This window comes from Nocardioides halotolerans DSM 19273 (genome assembly GCF_000422805.1).
Classification (GTDB): domain Bacteria; phylum Actinomycetota; class Actinomycetes; order Propionibacteriales; family Nocardioidaceae; genus Nocardioides; species Nocardioides halotolerans.
In genome coordinates this window covers 98,769-116,744 of record NZ_AUGT01000009.1, presented here as the reverse complement: position 1 = coordinate 116,744, position 17,976 = coordinate 98,769, and the positions used below count along the sequence as shown (strand labels likewise).

Sequence of the window (17,976 nt, the reverse complement as noted above, 5' to 3'; positions counted from 1 at the left end):
CGGTTCCGTACCAACGCGTAACTTTTACGTGACACGATTCGTTGGGTGCGCGAGACGTCGGAGGGGACGCCTCGCTGGCCCTTGGGAGAGAGCATCAATGTCTGCTAAGCGATTCGGTCGCCTGCACAAGGCGACGGCGCTCGTGCCGATGGCGCTCCTGTCGGCCGCGTGGACGGCCAACCTGCTGGGGGTCAACGCGCCCGTGGCCTCGGCCGGCGAGCGTCCCGACCCGACGCTCCCCGACGGCACCAGCGTGCCCGCCCAGGCGATCGAGGCGCCCGCGAGCGTCTCCGACGGCAGCCTCCTCGCCCTCGGGGTCGGCGACGCCGACGTCCAGCAGATCGTCGCCACCGCCTCGACCTCCGGCATCCCCTCGGCCGCCCTCGCGGCCTACCAGCGTGCCGAGACCGTCATCAACGCCGCCGACGAGGGCTGCCAGCTCAGCTGGCAGCTCATCGCGGCGATCGGCCGCGTGGAGTCCAACCACGGCCGCGCCAACGGCAACACCCTCGACGACGACGGCCTCGCGACGCCCGGCATCTTCGGCGTGGCCCTCAACGGCGCCAACAACACCAGCGAGATCGTCGACACCGACGCGGGCCAGTTCGACAACGACCCGGCCTACGACCGCGCGGTCGGCCCGATGCAGTTCATCCCCTCGACCTGGTCGGTCGTGGGCGTCGACGCCGACGGCGACGGCGTGCGCAACCCCCAGGACATCGACGACGCCGCGCTCGGCACCGCCGTCTACCTCTGCTCGGGCGCCGACGACCTCGGCACCGACGCGGGCCGGCGGAGCGCGGTGTTCCGCTACAACCACAGCCAGTCCTACGTCGACCTCGTGCTCGACATCATGGACGCCTACCTGCAGGGCGACTTCACGTCGGTCCCCAACGGCACGGTGATGGCCGGCCAGCTCACGAAGACCCCGCCGCCGCTCCACGTGCCCGGCACGCCGGCCCAGCAGGACGAGGCGCACTTCACCAAGCCGCCGACGAGCCACTCGACCGACGACACCTTCGACCCGACGACGACCGACGGCGGCGGCGGCACCACCGACGACGAGGACACCGGCGGCACCACCGGTGGCGGCACCACCGGCGGCAGCGGCGGTGGCGGCGGCGTCCATCTCCCCGGCACCCACGTCTCGGTCCCGCCCCTCCCGACGACCAACCTGCCTCCGGTCGACCAGGCGCTGACCCTCGTGCAGGCGACGCTCCAGTGCACGCTCGACGGCATCAACCAGGTGTTGAACCCGCAGGCCTTCCAGACCTGCCTCAACAACTACATGAACCCCTAGGGAAGCACTGAGCCTTCCGGCCCTCAGCCGGCGGGCGGGCCATGATGTCCGCATGCGACTGGTGCAGGTGGCCCAGCGGGCCGAGGACCTCGAGCGGGCGACCGCGTTCTACACCGACCTGCTGGGCACGCCGCCCAGCGCGACGTACGACCCGCCCGGACTGGTCTTCTTCGACCTCGTCGGCACCCGCCTGATGCTGGAGACCAACGCCCCCTCGGCGGTGGTCTACCTCTCGGTCTCCGACATCGAGGGCACGGTCAAGCGCCTGCGCCGCGACGGCGTGACCATCGAGGGCGACCCGCACGTGATCTTCAGCCACGACGACGACAACCTCGGCCCGGCCGGCACCGAGGAGTGGCAGGCCTTCATCCGCGACAGCGAGGGCAACCTCGTCGGCCTGGTGGAGCAGAAGGGCCGCCCCGTCGACGGGTCAACGTGATGTGAGCAGGCTGGCGGCCTCGGCGGCCCAGTAGGTGAGCACCACGTCCGCGCCGGCGCGGCGGATCGAGGTGAGCGTCTCGAGGATGGCGGGCTCGCGGTCGATCCAGCCCTGGGCGGCGGCGGCCTCGACCATGGCGTACTCGCCCGAGACGTTGTACGCCGCCACCGGGACGTCGACGGCGTCGCGGACCCGACGGACCACGTCGAGGTAGCCGAGCGCGGGCTTGACCATGACGAGGTCGGCGCCCTGCTCGACGTCGAGCAGCGCCTCGCGCACGCCCTCGGTCGCGTTGGCGTAGTCCTGCTGGTAGGTGCGTCGGTCGCCCTCGAGCGAGGACGCGACGGCCTCGCGGAACGGGCCGAAGAACGCCGAGGCGTACTTCGCGGAGTAGGCCAGGATCGAGATGTCGGTGTGCCCCTCGGCGTCGAGCGCGTCGCGGACCACGCGGACCTGCCCGTCCATCATCCCGCTGGGGCCGACCATGTCGACGCCGGCATCGGCATGGGCGCGGGCCATCTCGGCGTACAGCTCCAGCGTCCGGTCGTTGTCGACCCGGCCGTCGGGGGTGAGCACGCCGCAGTGCCCGTGGTCGGTGAACTCGTCGAGGCACAGGTCGCTCATCACCGTGAGCGCGTCGCCGACCTCGCCGACCACGTCGGCGATCGCGAGGTTGAGGATGCCGCCGGGGTCGATCGCACCCGAGCCCGTGGCGTCCTTGCGCTCGGGGATGCCGAACAGCATCACCCCGCCCAGGCCGAGGTCGGCCGCCTCGGCGGCCGCCTTGCGCAGGCTGTCGCGGGTGTGCTGGACGACGCCGGGCATCGAGGCGATCGGCACCGGCTCGCCGATGCCCTCGCGGACGAACACCGGCAGGATCAGCTGCGCCGGGGTGACCACCGTCTCGGCCACCATCCGGCGCAGGCCGGGCGTACGCCGCAGCCGACGCGGCCGGACCAACGGCCCGGTCACCTCGGGGACGACGCCCTCGGCCATCAGCGTGCCTTCGACCGCCGTGCCGCCGGCTTGCGCTCCGAGGGCCGGGTGACCGGCTCGCCGGACTCGATCATCGCCGCACGTCGGGTGGCACCGAAGTCGGCCAGCGCGTCGACCAGCGCGTCGACGTCCGGCTTGGGCGCGAGGACGTCGACCCGCAGGCCGTGCTCCTCGGCGGTCTTGGCGGTCGCCGGCCCGATGACCGCGATCACGGTCGAGGGGTGCGGCTTGCCGGCGATGCCGACCAGGTTGCGCACCGTCGAGGACGACGTGAACACCACCGCGTCGAAGCGACCGGACTTGATCGCGTCGCGCGTGGTCGCCGGTGGCGGTGTGGCGCGGACGGTGCGGTAGGCCGTCACGTCGTCGACCTCCCAGCCCAGGTCGATCAGGCCGGCGACAAGCGTCTCGGTCGCGATGTCGGCGCGCGGCAGGAAGACGCGGTTGATCGGGTCGAGCAGCTCGTCGTACTCCGGCCAGTCGGCGAGGAGCCCGGCGGCCGACTGCTCGCCGGAGGGCACCAGGTCGGCGCGCAGACCCCAGGCGGCGATCGCCTGCGCGGTCTTGTCGCCGACCGCGGCGATCTTGAGACCGGAGAACGCACGCGCGTCGAGGCCGTACTCCTCGAACTTCTCGCGCACCGCCTTCACGGCGTTGACCGAGGTGAACGCGATCCACTCGTAGCGGCCCTCGACCAGACCGCGGACGGCCTTGTCCATCTGCAGCGGGTTGCGCGGCGGCTCGACCGAGATCGTCGGCACCTCGTCGGGCACCGCGCCGTAGCCGCGCAGCCGCGAGACCAGCGGGCCGGCCTGGTCCTTGGTGCGCGGCACCAGCACCCGCCAGCCGAACAGCGGCTTGGTCTCGAACCACGACAGCGTCTCGCGCAGGTCGACGACCTTGCCGATCACGATGACCGCGGGCGGCGTCATCCGGGCGGCGCGGGCCTCGGCGGCGATGCCGGTGAGCGTGGACGTGACCGTGGCCTGCTCGGTGGTGGTGCCGACGCGGGTCATCGCCACGGGCGTCTCGGGGTCGCGGCCCGCGGCCACGAGGGCCTTCGCGATGTCACCGACCATGTTGACGCCGGAGAGGACGACCAGCGTGCGGTCGTCGGCGTACGCCGACCAGTCGACCTTCTCGTGCGCGGTGACGACCGCGACCTCGCGGTGGTCCTTGGTGGTCAGCGGGATGCCGGCGTAGGCGGGCACCGCCGAGACCGACGAGACGCCGGGCACGATGTCGAAGCCGATGCCGGCCTTGGCGCAGGCCTGCGCCTCCTCGGGCCCCGAGGCGTAGAGGAACGGGTCGCCGCTCATCAGGCGGACCACGCGCTGCTTCTTGGCGTGGCGGACCACGACCTTGGCGCGCGCGGCGTGGGTCAGTGGCTGGCCGTCCTCACCGAAGCCGCCGTCGACGAAGACCGGCGTCTCGCACTCGGCCGGCAGCGACAGCAGCCGGCGGACCAGGTCGACGTGCTCGGGTGACTCGGTCACCACGACCTCGGCCTGCTCGAGCAGGGTGACGGCCCGGACGGTCAGCAGCTCGGGGTCACCCGGGCCGCTGCCGACGAAGGACACCCAGCCGCGCTCGGTGGCCGCGGCCGAACGGTCGTTCGTGGTGGTCTTGCCTCGCGTCATGCGTCGTGCACCTTGTCTGCGTCTGGGTGTGCGTCTGGATGTGCGTCTGGGTCTGCGGGGTGTTCTGCGGGTGGTGCGTCGAGCTCGGCCGCGCCGTCGGCGAGCATCTCCTTGGCCAGCCGGGACCCGACCCCGGCCGCGTCGTCCGGGTCGCCGGACGCAGACCTCCGCACCGACAGCCCGCCGTCCGTGGAGAGCGCGATCGCACGCACCCACAGCTCCTCGCCGTCCTCGCCCTCGACGACCTCGGCCAGCGCGCCGATCGGTGCCGAGCACCCGCCCTCGAGGGTGGCGAGCACGGCCCGCTCGGCCTCGACGGCCGCCCGGGTGGCCCGGTCGTCGAGCAGGGCCAGGTCGGTGAGGAGGTCGTCGTCGGCGCGGCACTCCACCGCCAGCGCACCCTGCCCGGGGGCGGGCAGCATCTGCAGTGGGTCGAGCACCTCGGTGACCTCCTCGAGCCGCCCGATCCGGGCGAGCCCGGCACGGGCGAGGAGCACGGCGTCGTACTCCCCGGAACGGACCTTGCCGATCCGGGTGTCGACGTTGCCACGAACGCCCACCACGTCCAAACCGAGGCCGAGGGCGTGCAGCTGCGCGACCCGTCGCGGGGAACCCGTGCCGACCCTGGACCCCGCGGGGAGCTCGCCCAGCGTGAGCCCGTCACGGGCGACCACGACGTCGCGGGGGTCCTCGCGCGCGGGCACGGCGGCGAGCGCGATGCCGTCGGCCGGGCCGGTGGGGAGGTCCTTGAGGGAGTGCACCGCGACGTCGACCTCGCCGCGCAGCAGCGCGTCGCGCAGGGCGCTGGTGAAGACGCCGGTGCCGCCCGACTGCTCGATGGGCGTGCCGGCGGACTGGGTGCGGTCGCCCGGGGTGGAGATCTCGACGAGCTCGCTCTCGCGGCCGAGCCGGTCGCGGATCATCGCGGCCACGAGCTCGGACTGCGTGGTCGCGAGCAGCGAGGAGCGGGTGCCGATGCGGACGGGGGGCCTCATGCCAGGCCCTCCGGTCGGGTCACGGCGTCGACGGCCTCCGGGTCGAGCGCGAACAGCTCGGCCAGGGCGGCGGCGTAGGAGACCGCGCCGGCCTCGTTGGCGAGCTCGCGGACCCGGACGGTCGGCTCGTGGAGGAGCTTGTCGGCGACGCGGCGCACGGAGCGGAGCACCTCGGCGCGGGCCTCGGGGCTGAGCTCGGGGAGCCGGTGGTCGAGGCGCTCCATCTCGGCCTCGACGACCGACGTCGCCATCGAGCGCAGCGCGACCACCGTCGGCGTGACGCTCGCGGAGCGGCGGGCGGCGACGAACGCCGCGACCTCCTCGGTGACGATCCGGCGGACCTCGGCGACCTCGCGGCCGGCGGCGGAGTCCTCGAGCTCCTGGGCCAGGTCGGCCAGGTCGATGCGGGTGATGGCGTCGAGCTCGACCACGGACGGATCGACGTCGTGGGGCAGCGCGAGGTCGAGGAAGACCATCGGACGGCCGTCGGGGCGCGCCGCCTCGACCTGGGCGCGGGTCACGAGGACGCCGGTGGCGCCGGCGCAGGCGATCACCACGTCGGCCTCGGCCAGCACGGCGGGCAGCTCGGCGAGGGCCGCCGACCGGCCGGAGTAGTCGGCCGCGAGGCGCTCGGCGCGCTCGCGGGTGCGGTTGACCACGACGACCTCGGCGGCCCCGCGGCGCGAGACCGTCGCGACGGCCAGGCCGGCCATCGCACCGGCGCCGACGACCGCGACGCGGCGCCCGGCGACGTCGGAGCCGTGCCGCGCGGACCGGTCGATGGCCGCACCGACCAGGGTCGGGGCTGCGCTGTCGATGTCGGTCTCGGCGCGCGAGCGCTTGCCGACCCGCAGCGCCTGCTGGAACAGCACGTTGAGCGCCGGGCCGACGGTGCCGAGCTCCTGGCCCAGCCGCAGCGCCTCGCGGGTCTGGCCGAGGATCTGGCCCTCGCCGACGGCCATCGAGTCGAGGCCGGCGGCGACCTGGAACAGGTGCGAGACCGCGCCGTCGTCGTAGTGGACGTAGAGGTGCGGAAGCATGGTGTCGGTGGACGTGCCCGACGGCTCGATGAGCAGGCGGGAGATCTCCTCCACCGAGCCGTGGAAGCGGTCGACGTCGGCGTAGATCTCGACGCGGTTGCAGGTCGCGATCACGGTCGCCTCGGTGACGTGCTCGCACGCCGCGACCGACTGGACGAGCTTGGACACGGCGTCCGCGTCGGGGCTGACCCGCTCGAGCAGCGAGACAGGGGCGGAGTTGTGGGAGACGCCGACGACGAGGACGCTCACGCGGTCACCTCGCTGGCGACGCGGGTCGTGGCCTCGGCCTGCTTGCGCTGCTCGTGGTAGGCGAGGATCTGCAGCTCGATCGAGAGGTCGACCTTGCGCACGTCGACGCCGTCGGCCACCGAGATCACCGTCGGCGCGAAGTTGAGGATGCTGCTGATGCCGGCCTCGACCATCCGGTCGGCGACGTCCTGGGCGGCCGAGGCGGGCGTCGCGATGACCCCGATGGCGACGCCGTGCTCGCGGACGATCGCGTCGAGGTCGGCGAAGTCGCGCACGTCGACGCCGGCCACCCGCTCACCCCGCCGCTCGGGGTCGGCGTCGAGCAGGGCGACGACCCGGAACCCGCGGCTGCGGAAGCCGGAGAAGTTCGCCAGGGCGTGGCCGAGGTTGCCGATGCCGACGATGACCACGGGCCAGTCCTGGGTCACGCCGATCTCGCGGGCGATCTGGTAGCGCAGGTAGTCGACGTCGTAGCCGACGCCGCGGGTGCCGTAGCTGCCGAGGTAGGAGAGGTCCTTGCGCAGCTTGGCGCTGTTGACACCGGCCGCCGCGGCGAGCTCCTCGCTGGAGCAGGTCGCGGTGCCCTGCTCGACGAGCGTCGTGAGGGCCCGCAGGTAGATGGGCAGGCGCGCGACGGTGGCCTCCGGGATCTCCCGGGAGCTGTCGCTCGTCCTCGCGCTCACCAGCCCTACTTTCCAGCCGCTGGGCGGGGCCCGAGAGGGGCCGCTCGCGCCGGCGGCGACTTCCACTCTAGGAGTTTGTGAACGGGAGAACAAAATCGTTCGCGCGGCCTCCGAGCTCGCTCGGAGGCCGATCAGCGAGCGGGTAGAGGTGGCTCGGCTCAGGCCCGAGCTCGCTCGGGGAGGAGCCAGCCGACGACACCACCCGGGCGGCCTCCGAGCTCGCTCGGAGGCCGCTCAGCGAGCCGGTGGAGGACGGTCGGCGACGCCTGCGCCGGCCGGGGTCCTCAGCCGGCGGTGCCCGCGAGCGCGGTGCGCAGCCGGCCCTCGTCCACGCGCCAGAAGTCGTGCTGGCGGCCGTCGACCAGGGTGACCGGGATCTCCTCGGCGTACCTCTCCAGCAGCGCCGGGTCGTCGAGGATCGACACCTCGTCGTAGGTCTCCCCCAGGGCGGCGCAGACGCGCTCGATCACCGCGCGGGCGTCGTCGCACAGGTGGCAGCCCGGCCGGGAGTAGAGGGTGACGCGCGCGGTCATTCGAGCAGGCCGAGCGCCCGGCGGCGCTCCATGCCCCGCAGCCGGCCCTTCTGCACCTTGCCCGTGACCCCCACCGGGAGCTCGGCGACGACCTCGATCCGTTTGGGCTGCTTGAAGCGGGCGAGGCGCTGCTCGCAGTGGGCGCGGACGTCGTCCGCGAGGGAGCCCTCGTCGCCACTGGCCACGACGTAGGCGACGACCGCCTCGCCGGTCTCGGCGTCGTCGACGCCGATCACGGCCGCCTCGGAGACCCCCGGCACCTCCCGGATGACGTCCTCGACCTCGACGGGGTAGACATTGAATCCGGAGACGATGACCAGCTCCTTGAGCCGGTCGACGAGGAACAGGTCGCCCGTGGCGTCGAGGAAGCCGACATCGCCGGTCGACCACCAGCCGTCGTCGTCGGGGCCCTGCGCCCCGTCGGGCCAGTAGCCGCTGAACAGGTTGGCGCCGCGGATCTGGATCTCGCCGGCGTCCTCGCCCTCCGGCGGCAAGCCGGTCTCGTCGACGAGCCGGATCTCGATGCCGGGCAGCGCGGCCCCGACCGACCCCGGCTGGAGGTCCTGGCTGCACAGCGTGCTGGTGACGACCGGCGAGGCCTCGGTGAGGCCGTAGCCCTGGTGGATGGGCAGCCCGACGAGGTCGCTGAACTCCGCGCCCAGCTCTGGCGACAGCGGCGCCGACCCCGACAGGATCAGCCGGACCGGCCCGAGCCGCTCCTGGAGGCCGTCGACGTCGCGCCAGTAGGCGAAGACGGGCGGGGCCACCGGGATCACGCTGCACGCCTCGTCCTCGATGAGGTCGAGGGTGCCCTGCGGCTCGAAGCGGGTCGTGAGCACGAGCTTGGCGCGGTGCCGCATGACGACGCCGAGCACGGCGTTGAGCCCGTAGACGTGGAACAGCGGCAGCACGCCCAGCACGACGTCGTCGCCGTGGATCATCGGCGGCTGGACCTCGGCGACCTGCTCGATGTTGGCCAGCAGCGCCCGGTGGGTGAGCATCGCGGCGCGCGGGCGGCCCGACGTGCCGCTCGTGTAGAGCAGGGCCGCCAGCTTCTCGGGGTCCTGGAGCGGGGGTACGGCGCGCGCGGTGTCGGCGCGCAGGTGGTCGTACGAGCGCTCGCCGGGCTGGAGGGTCGCGCCCACCACGACGACCCGCGGGATCACCAGGCGCGCGAGGAGGTCGCCCTCGATCGAGCCCGTGGGGTGCTCGGCGTCCCGCGCCTCCTCGAGCGCGCTGACCGCACCGCGCACGGCGGTCACGGTGTCGACGTCCGCGAAGACCATCCGCGAGCCGGAGTCGGCGATCATCCGGGCCAGCTCGCCGGGCTGAGAGGTGGGGTTGACCGGCACCGCGACGGCCTGGGTGCGCAGGACCGCGAGGTAGGTCGTGACGAACTCGATCCGGTTGCCGAGCACGATCATCACGCGGTGCCCGGCGACGACGCCCGAGGCGCTGAGCCCCGTGGCGATCCTGCCGACCTCGTCGTCGAGCTCGCCCCACGTGACCCGCCGGCCGCCCGACTCGACGATCGCGAGGCGGTCGGGGTCCTCGGCCGCGGCCTGGGTGAGCAGGTCCGCGACGTCGGTCGCGGGTCCGGCAGCCATGGACGGATACTTCCACATGGCGGGTCCCGTTAGGTTGGGATCGTGGTGCCCTCCGAGCGGCTGCGAACCCCGCGCACGCCGCGCAACCTGCAGCAGCGGTCCACGCTCGCCGGCGAGGCCGCGGCGGCGGCCGCGGAGGTGGAGTCAGCGCTCGTGCTGCCCCAGGACCCGGAGGCGGCGGCGTTCTTCGACGTCGACAACACCGTCATGCAGGGCGCCAGCATCTTCCACCTGGCCCGCGGGCTGCACCGCCGCGAGTTCTTCACGACCCGCGACATCCTCAACGCCGCGTGGAAGCAGGCCTACTTCCGCGTGGTCGGCGTCGAGGACCCGGAGCACGTCGCGGAGGCGCGGGCGTCGGCGCTGGGCTTCATCGAGGGGCACACGGTCAAGGAGCTCCAGGACCTCGGGGAGGAGATCTTCGACGAGGCGATGGCGCACCGCATCTGGCCGGGCACCCGGGCGCTGGCGCAGCTGCACCTCGACCAGGGCCAGCGGGTCTGGCTGGTGACGGCCGCGCCCATCGAGATCGCCCAGATCATCGCCCGACGGCTGGGCCTCACCGGCGCGATGGGCACCGTCGCCGAGCACGTGGACGGCGTCTACACCGGGCGGCTGGTCGGCGACATGCTGCACGGCCCCGCGAAGTCGGAGGCGATCAGGGCGCTCGCCGCCCGGGAGTCGCTCGATCTGAGCCGGTGCTCGGCGTACTCCGACTCCTTCAACGACCTCCCGATGCTGACGATGGTCGGCGACCCGTGCGCGATCAACCCCGACGCGAAGCTCCGCGCCTACGCCCGCGAGCACGGCTGGCGGGTGCACGACTACCGCACCGGTCGCAAGGCCGCCCGCGCCGGGCTGGTCGTGGGCGCCGTGGCGGGCGCCGTCACCGGCGCCGTCGCAGCCGGGGTCTCCCTGCGCGGCCGCCGTCGCTGACCGCCCGCTCCGGCGGTTCGGTCCAGTGTGTCGAAGGCAACGATTCCTACCCGCGATGTGACGTTCGCCTCTACTGTGGGGTACGGAATCTGGGGGAGCCGAGGGAGGGGACCTGGTGCCCGGAACGGGTCACGACGTCGCGCGAGGGCTGCAAGCCCTGCGTGAGGCGGTCGCGTGCGCCCTGCTCGGCGGCCCGCCCCAGCCCGCTCTCGCCCTGGCCGGCAACCCCTCCCGGCGTACGCCGGCGGCCGCGCCGCACCCCTTCGGCCGGCTCCTGAGCGAGGCCGTCGCCAACGACGAGGTCGGCGCCACACACCGCACCCAGGCCGACGGCGGCGGCTTCGGCGACGCCGACCAGGCCGCCTCGTCGGAGGAGACCGAGGAGGAGCGCACCCGCCTGATCGCGCTGGTCGAGCTCGCCCGCACGGGCGACAGCGACGCCTTCGGGATGCTCTACGACCACTACCAGGGCTCGGTCTACCGCTTCCTCTTCTACCGCACCCGCTCCAGCACCCTGGCCGAGGACCTCACCTCGGAGACGTTCTTCCGGGCGCTGCGCAACATGCAGAACTTCCGCTGGCAGGGCAAGGACTTCGGCGCCTGGCTGATGACCATCGCGCGCAACCTCGCGACCGACCACTTCAAGGCCGGCCGGACCCGCCTCGAGCTCGCCACCGAGGACATGGGCCTCCACGACGACGCGACCGAGGGCCCCGAGCACGCGGTGCTCGCGAGCCTCACCAACGAGCTGCTGCTCAAGGCGCTCACCGAGCTGCCCACCGAGCAGAAGGACTGCCTGATCATGCGGTTCCTGCAGGGCATGAGCATCGCCGAGACCGCGGCGGTCCTCGGCCGGAGCGAGGGCGCGGTCAAGCAGCTGCAGCTCCGCGGGGTGCGCAACCTCGCCAAGCTCATGCCGGAAGGGATCCGGTGAGCGGCCGATGACGACGCAAATCCTGAGGAAGTCTCGTTACCGAGCCGTGGAAGTGCCGCGCGTAACCCGGCCCGCAGCCGTGTCGTTGTGCCTGACGTCGATGTCTCATCACGGGGACGGCATCGACAACCACACGACGGGACAGCAGAGATGACCCCCCTGTTCTTGGCACGACGACGTGCCGAGCGATTCGACTCGCTGGTCGAGGGCGGACGACGAGCTGACGTCGATCGCGCCACCGAGGACCTGCTCGAGCTCGTGGGCGCGCTGCGCTCGGCTCCGGAGCCGCAGGCGCGGCCGGAGTTCGTGGCCGACCTGCGCGAGCGGCTCATGCTCGCAGCCGCCGCCGAGCTGACCCCGGCCACGCCCGCCGATCGGCGCGACACCGTGGACCGGCTGACGGTCAAGCCCGGCCGCACCCGCCGCGAGCGCCGCATCGGCGTCGCCGTCGGTGCCGTCGCCATCATCGGGGCCACCACCTCGATGGCGGTGGCCTCCCAGAGCGCGCTGCCGGGCGACGCCCTCTACCCGGTCAAGCGCGCCATCGAGAACACCCAGGCAGGGTTCGCCGTCGGCGACGACGCCAAGGGCGAGACGGTCCTCGGCAACGCCTCCGAGCGGCTGCAGGAGGCCGACCAGCTCAGCCGCAAGGGCAAGCCGGACGCCAAGCTCGTGAAGCAGACGCTCGAGGCGTACGCCGCGCAGTTCTCCGACGGCAGCGACTCCCTGATCTCCGACTTCGAGGAGCACGGTGACCCGGCCTCGATCGCGCAGGTCCACCAGAACGCCTCCGAGGGGCTCGACGAGCTGACTGCGCTCAACGACGTCATCCCGGCCGCGGCTCACGACGCCCTGGTCAACGCCGCGGGCGTGGTCCTCGCGATCGACGCCCAAGCGCTCAACCTCTGCCCCGACCCCGCGTGCGGCGAGGGCATCCTCGACGTCCCCGGCCAGCTGCTGGCCGGCACCACCCAGGCCCTCGGCGACCTCGCCGACGCGGTCGCTGGTGGCGAGCTGGCGGGCACCGACGCCCCGACCGCGACCCCCTCGAGCGCTCCGCAGCAGCCCCAGCACGGCACGAAGGGCCAGGGCGGCAAGCCGAGCGGGCTCCACCCGCCGGAGACCCCGATCGACCTCCCGACCGCCACGAGCACCGCGACCGACGGGGTCGGCGGGCTGCTCGGCGGTGGTGGCACCGGCACCAACGGGGGCACCGGCGGCAACGAAGGCGGCGGCAACGGCGGCAAGGGCGGCAAGCGCCACCCGATCGACCTCGCCCCGGTCACCGAGACGGTCAACCAGGTCGTGACCGGCGTCGTCGAGGGCGTCAACGGCCTGCTCAGCGGCCTCGTCGGCAAGTAGCAGCCCACCCCCCGCCGCGAAGCGGCTAGCGGAAGACCGACTGCCGCTGCACGAGCAGCGAGTAGAGCGTCGACTGGATCGTCTCGCGCACCTCGTCGGTGACGTTGAAGACGAGCATCGGGTCCTCGGCCGCGCCGGCGTCGTACTCGTCGGTGCGGATCGGCTCGCCGAACTCCAGCAGCCACTTCGACGGCAGCGGGACCATGCCGAGCGGGCCGAGCCACGGGAACAATGGCGTGATCGGCAGGTAGGGCAGCCCCAGGACCCGTGCGAGCGAGGGCAGGTTGGCCACCAGCGGGTAGATCTCCTCGGCGCCGACGACCGAGAGCGGAATGATCGGCACCTGGGTGCGCAGCGCCGCCGACACGAAGCCGCCCCGGCCGAACCGCTGCAGCTTGTAGCGCTCGGCGTACGGCTTGCCGATGCCCTTGAACCCCTCGGGCCAGACCCCGACGAGCTCACCGCCGCGCAGCAGCCGCTCGGCGTCCTCGTTGCAGGCCAGGGTGGTGCCGCCCTTGCGGGCCAGGGTGCTGACCACCGGCGACTTGAAGACCAGGTCGGCGCCGAGCGGGCGCAGGAACCGGCCGGTGTGGTCGTGGATCGTCACCATCGTCATCAGCCCGTCGACCGGGATCGTGCCGGAGTGGTTGGAGACCACCAGCGCGCCGCCCTCGGACGGGATGTTCTCGATGCCGCGCACCTCGATGCGGAACCACTTCTGCGCGATGGGCCGCAGCGCGGTCATGAAGAACCGCTCGGTGATCTCTTGGTCGAAGCCGTACTCGTCGACGACGTAGTCGCCGGTGACCCGGCGCCGGAGGAAGGCGAGGAAGCGGGCCAGCTGGGGCTCCCACTGGTCGCCGAACAGCTCGCGCGACGCGCTCTGGAACGCCGCGAGCCAGTCTCGCGCGGGGATGCCGCTGCCGGGCGTCCGCTCCTCGGTGCGGGCTGGCGGGCGCCGCCGCGCCGCGGCCGGGACCTCGCGGACCTCGGCCGCGGGCGGCTCGGTCGTCGAGGCCGGCTGCGGTCGGGGCGAGTCTGCTGATGGGTCGGCTTCGGCGTCGGCCGGGCGGGCGGCCGGGCGCTCCTTGGCGGGGCCGGTCTTGCGGGTGCCGCCGGCCAGGCTGCGTGACGCCGCGGAGGGGCGGCCGCTCCCCTGGCCGCGGCCGGGACGGCCGCGGGTGCCGATCGGGATGATCTCCGCGTCACCCACGGCGGTCTCCGACCGGGTGGAGCGCAGGCGCGTCGTCCGGGACGGGCGGGAGCTGGTCGAGCGCCGCCGTGAGCGCGCGCTCGACCCGACCGCCGGTGGGCGTCAACCCCACGGCGAAGTCGTCGAAGGCCTCGGTGGTCGTGAAGGCCGGCTCGAAGCCGAGCTGCTCGCGCATCCGGGTGGTGTCCACCCCGCGACCGTAGGTGAGGAAGCTGAGCTGTTCCGGAGAGAAGTCCGCGAGCCGGGCGCTGCGCAGCAGCGAGCCGAGGCCGCCGACGGCGAGGCCGGGCATCGGCACCGACGGCCGCTTCAGCCGGCGCAGCGCCTGGGACAGCATCAGGATGCCGTCGCCGGCGATGTTGAAGGTGCCCGGGAGGTCGTGGCGGACGGCGTGGATGAGCACGTCCATGAGGTCCTGCTCGTGCAGGAACTGCAGCCGCGCGTCGAACCCGAGCACGGTCGGGATGACGGGCAGGCGGAAGTACGACGTGAGCGGGCTGACCACGTGGGGGCCGATCACGTTGGCGCAGCGCAGCGTGGTGACGCGGACGTCGGGCCGCCGCCGGGCGAAGCCGCGGACGTAGCCCTCGATCTCGGCGACGTCCTTGGCGTAGCCCGAGCGGGCGCCGCGGCGCGGCTCCATGTCCTCGGTGAACATCGCCGGGTCACGGTTGCTCGCGCCATACATCGTGGTGGTCGACTTCACGACGAGGTGCTGGACACTCGGCGCCTTCTGGCACGCAGCGAGGAGCTGCATCGTGCCGATGACGTTGAGCTCCTTCATCGTGCCGCGCCCGCCGGCGCTGCCGGGCGTCGAGATGACGCTCATGTGCACGACCGTGTCGACGTTCTCCTTGGCGATGACCTTGGCGATCACCGGGTTGCGGATGTCGGCACGCACGAAGGAGACGTCGCCGACGTCACCGCGCGGCGGGACGACGTCGACGCCGATGACCCGGTCGACGCTCGGGTCGGCCGCGAGCGCGCGCGCCGACCGGCGACCGAGGTCTCGCGAGACCCCCGTCACGAGGACGACGCGCTCGCCGGAAGCCATCAGCTGACCGTGGCAGTGGGGTCGGCGGCTACTTGCCGAGCTTGCGACGCTGCACGCGCGTCTTCTTGAGCAGCTTGCGGTGCTTCTTCTTCGCCATGCGCTTGCGCCGCTTCTTGATGACCGAACCCACGAACAGACCTTTCGACGGACGGCTGAGCCGGCCGTCAGGGCCGGGCCAGCGCCCCGCGGGAAGGCCCGCAGGACCGGGCAAGCCTAGCCGCCGTACGCCGAGGCGCCGAACCCGCGATCAAGGGCGGGCACGGAAGGGTTGCTTGTGGGTGTTCAGCCAGCGTTGTAGAAGCTCTTGCGGAGGTACTCGTTGACGTCCTCCTCGACCACCCGGAACGAGCGGCCCACGCGCACGGCCGGCAGCTCGCCGTTGTGCACCAGGCGATAGACCGTCATCTTCGAGACGCGCATCATCGCCGCGACCTCCGCCACGGTCAGGAACTTCGCGTCAGACATGTCTGCAGAACCAGCCATCGGTGCACCGTTCTTTCCTGTGCAGCACGTCATCGGCTTCCCCACCGATGAGCCCCGTGCCGCCCCTCTAGGGAGAATAGGGGCAGTTGTGACTCGTGGGGAAGTGGTTCTGAAAAGTGCTGTGAGTGGTCTGGCGTGTCACCTTGCGCTCGGAGGCGCGATCACTCCCGCCCGCAGTGGTCCAGACCGCCTCAGGGCAGCGGGTCGAGACCGTGCAACGGGAAGACGGCGGTGCGGGTCGCGTTGATCTCCCGGTCGAGCCAGGTGCCGGGGTCGTAGCCCTCGCGCCAATCACGGAACTCCGGCGGACGACCATCGCTCATCGACCGCGGGGCGGTGACGCCGACCCGCTCCTCGACGTACTCGTGCCACGCGTGGGGCGTCGGCGTCTCGGCATCCAGCGGGGCGCCGGAGACCACCGCCAGCAGGTGGGTCCAGGCGCGCGGCACCACGTCGACCAGCGCGTAGCCGCCGCCGCCGGTCGCGACCCAGCGGCCCGACGCGACCTCGTGGGCGAGCTCGTGGAGGGCGACGTACGCCGCGCGCTGGCCGTCGACGCTGAGCACGAGGTGCGCCAGCGGGTCCTCGGCGTGCGAGTCGCAGCCCTGCTGGGTGACCAGGACGTCGGGCGCGAACTCGCGGACCAGGTCGGGAACGACCGCGTGGAAGGCACGCAGCCAGCCGGCGTCGCCGGTGCCCGGTGGCAGCGAGACGTTGACCGCGGTGCCCTCGGCGCCCTCGCCGCCGACGTCGCCGCTGAAGCCGGTGCCGGGGAACAGGAACTGCCCGGTCTCGTGCAGCGAGATCGTGAGCACCCGGGGGTCGTCCCAGAAGATCGCCTGCACCCCGTCGCCGTGGTGGACGTCGACGTCGACGTACGCCACCCGCTGGGCGCCCTGGTCGAGCAGCCAGCGGATGCCGATCGCGACGTCGTTGTAGACGCAGAACCCGCTTGCCCGGTCGGCCATCGCGTGGTGGAGGCCGCCGGTGATGTTCGCGCTGTGCAGCGACTCCCCCGACCACACCTGGCGGAACGCCTCCAGGCTGGCGCCGACGACGTGCGCGGCGGCCTCGTGCATGCCGAGGAAGACCGGGTTGTCCTCGCTGCCCAGGCCCACCTGCAGCTCGGCGGCGCCGGTGTTGCCGGCCCGCTGGACCGCCTCGATCAGCGCGGGGTCGTGCACGGTGGCGATCTGGTCGAGCGTCGCGACCGGCGCCGGGACGACGCGCAGCGGCCCGCCGGTGGTCACGCCGAGCTCGTGGGCGAGCTGCATCGTCAGGTCGACCCGGACCGGCGCCATCGGGTGGGCCGGGCCGAAGTCGTAGTCGGTGAGCGTCGGGTCGAAGACGACCGTGCTCGGACCGGCGCACCGCATGGCTGGGAAGGTATCCTGATCGCGTGCTGAGCAACCGCTGCGTCCAGTGGTGGCCCGCCTGACGGCGGCCCACCGACCAGCTGACGCTTCAGCACTCCTCTCACCGGCCGCCCACGGGGCGGCCGTTCGCATGTCTGCCGTGCCGTGGGCTCTCATCACAAGGAGCACCACATGACCCGCACGCTCTCCCTGCTGACCCCGTCCGGGCGGCTCACCCTCGGCAGCTACCTGGGCGCCCTGCTGCCGATGTCACGCCGCCAGGAGGACGCGTTCTACGGCGTCTCCGACCTGCACGCCATGACCACCGAGCACGACCCGCGCCTGCTCCGGTCGTACGCCGACGAGACCGCCACGCTGTTCCTCGCGGTGGGCCTGGACCGGGCCACGCTGTTCCGGCAGAGCCACGTGCCGGCGCACGCCCAGCTCGCCTACCTGCTCGAGTGCGTCGCCACGACCGGCGAGCTGAACCGGATGATCCAGTTCAAGGAGAAGGGCCGCGGGGTCGACTCGACGCGCGTCTCCCTGTTCACCTACCCGGCGCTGATGGCGGCCGACATCCTGCTCTACCGGCCCGAGCAGGTGCCGGTGGGCGCCGACCAGCGCCAGCACGTCGAGCTGACCCGCGACCTGGCGCTGCGGTTCAACCGGCGCTACGGACCGGTGTTCACGGTGCCCGAGGTGGTCGTGCCCGAGGGCGGCACCGCCCGCGTCATGGACCTCCTGCACCCGGACCGCAAGATGTCGAAGTCCGCCGAGGCGGCCGGCTCGGTCTACCTGCTGGACCCGCCCGACGTGGTGCGCCGCAAGGTGTCGCGCGCGGTCACCGACTCCGACACCGGTCCGGGCGCCGTACGCCGGTCGGAGGCGAAGCCCGGTGTCACCAACCTCCTCGACGTCCTGGAGGCCTGCGGCGGCTCGGCCGAGGGCCTCGACACCTACGGCGCCCTCAAGCGCGCGGTCACCGACGCGGTGGTCGCGACCCTGGAGCCGATCCAGAAGCGGTACGCCGACCTCGCCGCCGACCCGGTCCACGTGACGCAGGTCTTCGCCGACGGGGCCGCCCGCTGCCGCGAGGTCACCGCCCCCGTCCTCGCCGCGGCCTCCGCCGCCATCGGGCTCTGACCGTCCCCGGGCCG

18 protein-coding genes are annotated in these 17,976 nt (G+C 72.9%); 6 read left to right on the top strand and 12 right to left on the bottom strand.

The genetic code is table 11. The features are described 5' to 3' along the window. Window positions 1-97: 97 nt before the first annotated feature. Both G514_RS28790 and G514_RS0100550 read left to right on the top strand, forming a co-directional pair. Window positions 98-1,300 (top strand): lytic transglycosylase domain-containing protein, encoded by a 1,203-nt coding sequence (locus tag G514_RS28790; protein ID WP_051246335.1) that lies wholly within the window; start codon window positions 98-100, stop codon window positions 1,298-1,300. Between the two features lie 52 nt (window positions 1,301-1,352). Next, window positions 1,353-1,739 carry a VOC family protein gene (locus tag G514_RS0100550; protein ID WP_028650177.1) on the top strand — a complete coding sequence of 129 codons (387 nt, stop codon included), beginning with the start codon at window positions 1,353-1,355 and terminating at the stop codon, window positions 1,737-1,739. On the opposite strand, the gene hemB is transcribed toward G514_RS0100550, so the two are convergent. The 7 genes from hemB to G514_RS23995 all read right to left on the bottom strand — a co-directional run bounded on the left by hemB (window position 1,731) and on the right by G514_RS23995 (window position 9,482). Next, entirely contained in the window at window positions 1,731-2,735 is a 1,005-nt protein-coding gene (gene hemB / locus G514_RS0100545; RefSeq protein WP_036563158.1) for a porphobilinogen synthase, read from the bottom strand. The genes G514_RS0100550 and hemB overlap by 9 nt on opposite strands. After that, window positions 2,735-4,375, bottom strand: a complete 1,641-nt coding sequence (locus G514_RS0100540) for a bifunctional uroporphyrinogen-III C-methyltransferase/uroporphyrinogen-III synthase (RefSeq protein WP_028650175.1) — start codon at window positions 4,373-4,375, stop codon at window positions 2,735-2,737. Before G514_RS0100540 ends, hemB begins: the two co-directional genes overlap by 1 nt. Next, window positions 4,372-5,370 (bottom strand): hydroxymethylbilane synthase, encoded by a 999-nt coding sequence (gene hemC / locus G514_RS0100535; RefSeq protein WP_028650174.1) that lies wholly within the window; start codon window positions 5,368-5,370, stop codon window positions 4,372-4,374. The genes G514_RS0100540 and hemC overlap by 4 nt, the downstream gene beginning before the upstream one ends. Beyond that, window positions 5,367-6,659, bottom strand: a complete 1,293-nt coding sequence (locus G514_RS0100530) for a glutamyl-tRNA reductase (protein ID WP_028650173.1) — start codon at window positions 6,657-6,659, stop codon at window positions 5,367-5,369. Before G514_RS0100530 ends, hemC begins: the two co-directional genes overlap by 4 nt. Continuing rightward, window positions 6,656-7,342, bottom strand: a complete 687-nt coding sequence (locus tag G514_RS24000) for a redox-sensing transcriptional repressor Rex (protein WP_157544522.1) — start codon at window positions 7,340-7,342, stop codon at window positions 6,656-6,658. The genes G514_RS0100530 and G514_RS24000 overlap by 4 nt, the downstream gene beginning before the upstream one ends. A 284-nt stretch (window positions 7,343-7,626) precedes the next feature. Then, a complete protein-coding gene (locus G514_RS0100520) occupies window positions 7,627-7,875 on the bottom strand; it encodes a glutaredoxin family protein (protein WP_028650172.1) in 249 nt (82 codons plus the stop codon). Beyond that, window positions 7,872-9,482, bottom strand: coding sequence for a class I adenylate-forming enzyme family protein (locus G514_RS23995; RefSeq protein ID WP_036563157.1), 1,611 nt, complete (start codon window positions 9,480-9,482; stop codon window positions 7,872-7,874). Before G514_RS23995 ends, G514_RS0100520 begins: the two co-directional genes overlap by 4 nt. A 42-nt stretch (window positions 9,483-9,524) precedes the next feature. Here G514_RS23995 and G514_RS0100510 point away from each other — a divergent pair, with 42 nt between their 5' ends. The 3 genes from G514_RS0100510 (at window position 9,525) to G514_RS28785 (ending at window position 12,714) form a co-directional block, all read left to right on the top strand. Further along, window positions 9,525-10,418 carry an HAD family hydrolase gene (locus tag G514_RS0100510; protein ID WP_245582057.1) on the top strand — a complete coding sequence of 298 codons (894 nt, stop codon included), beginning with the start codon at window positions 9,525-9,527 and terminating at the stop codon, window positions 10,416-10,418. A 115-nt stretch (window positions 10,419-10,533) separates the two neighbouring features. After that, window positions 10,534-11,352, top strand: coding sequence for a sigma-70 family RNA polymerase sigma factor (locus G514_RS0100505; protein ID WP_028650170.1), 819 nt, complete (start codon window positions 10,534-10,536; stop codon window positions 11,350-11,352). Between the two features lie 150 nt (window positions 11,353-11,502). Then, window positions 11,503-12,714 carry a DUF5667 domain-containing protein gene (locus G514_RS28785; protein WP_028650169.1) on the top strand — a complete coding sequence of 404 codons (1,212 nt, stop codon included), beginning with the start codon at window positions 11,503-11,505 and terminating at the stop codon, window positions 12,712-12,714. Window positions 12,715-12,739: 25 nt separating this feature from the next. Here the strand turns inward: G514_RS28785 and G514_RS0100495 are convergent, their stop codons facing one another. From G514_RS0100495 to G514_RS0100475, 5 genes are all read right to left on the bottom strand, one after another. Beyond that, entirely contained in the window at window positions 12,740-13,927 is a 1,188-nt protein-coding gene (locus G514_RS0100495; protein ID WP_028650168.1) for a lysophospholipid acyltransferase family protein, read from the bottom strand. Beyond that, window positions 13,920-14,981, bottom strand: a complete 1,062-nt coding sequence (locus tag G514_RS23985) for an NAD-dependent epimerase/dehydratase family protein (protein WP_051246333.1) — start codon at window positions 14,979-14,981, stop codon at window positions 13,920-13,922. Before G514_RS23985 ends, G514_RS0100495 begins: the two co-directional genes overlap by 8 nt. A gap of 28 nt (window positions 14,982-15,009) precedes the next feature. Then, window positions 15,010-15,111, bottom strand: coding sequence for a 30S ribosomal protein bS22 (locus tag G514_RS29660; RefSeq protein ID WP_008356322.1), 102 nt, complete (start codon window positions 15,109-15,111; stop codon window positions 15,010-15,012). Between the two features lie 152 nt (window positions 15,112-15,263). Then, window positions 15,264-15,446, bottom strand: a complete 183-nt coding sequence (locus G514_RS0100480; RefSeq protein WP_245582056.1) for a helix-turn-helix domain-containing protein — start codon at window positions 15,444-15,446, stop codon at window positions 15,264-15,266. A gap of 209 nt (window positions 15,447-15,655) precedes the next feature. After that, on the bottom strand, window positions 15,656-16,840 hold the full coding sequence (locus G514_RS0100475; protein WP_028650166.1) for an acetoin utilization protein AcuC: 1,185 nt from the start codon (window positions 16,838-16,840) through the stop codon (window positions 15,656-15,658). 171 nt (window positions 16,841-17,011) lie between these two features. Between G514_RS0100475 and trpS the strand changes: the two genes are divergently transcribed. Next, entirely contained in the window at window positions 17,012-17,962 is a 951-nt protein-coding gene (gene trpS / locus G514_RS0100470; protein ID WP_028650165.1) for a tryptophan--tRNA ligase, read from the top strand. Window positions 17,963-17,976 lie beyond the last annotated feature (14 nt).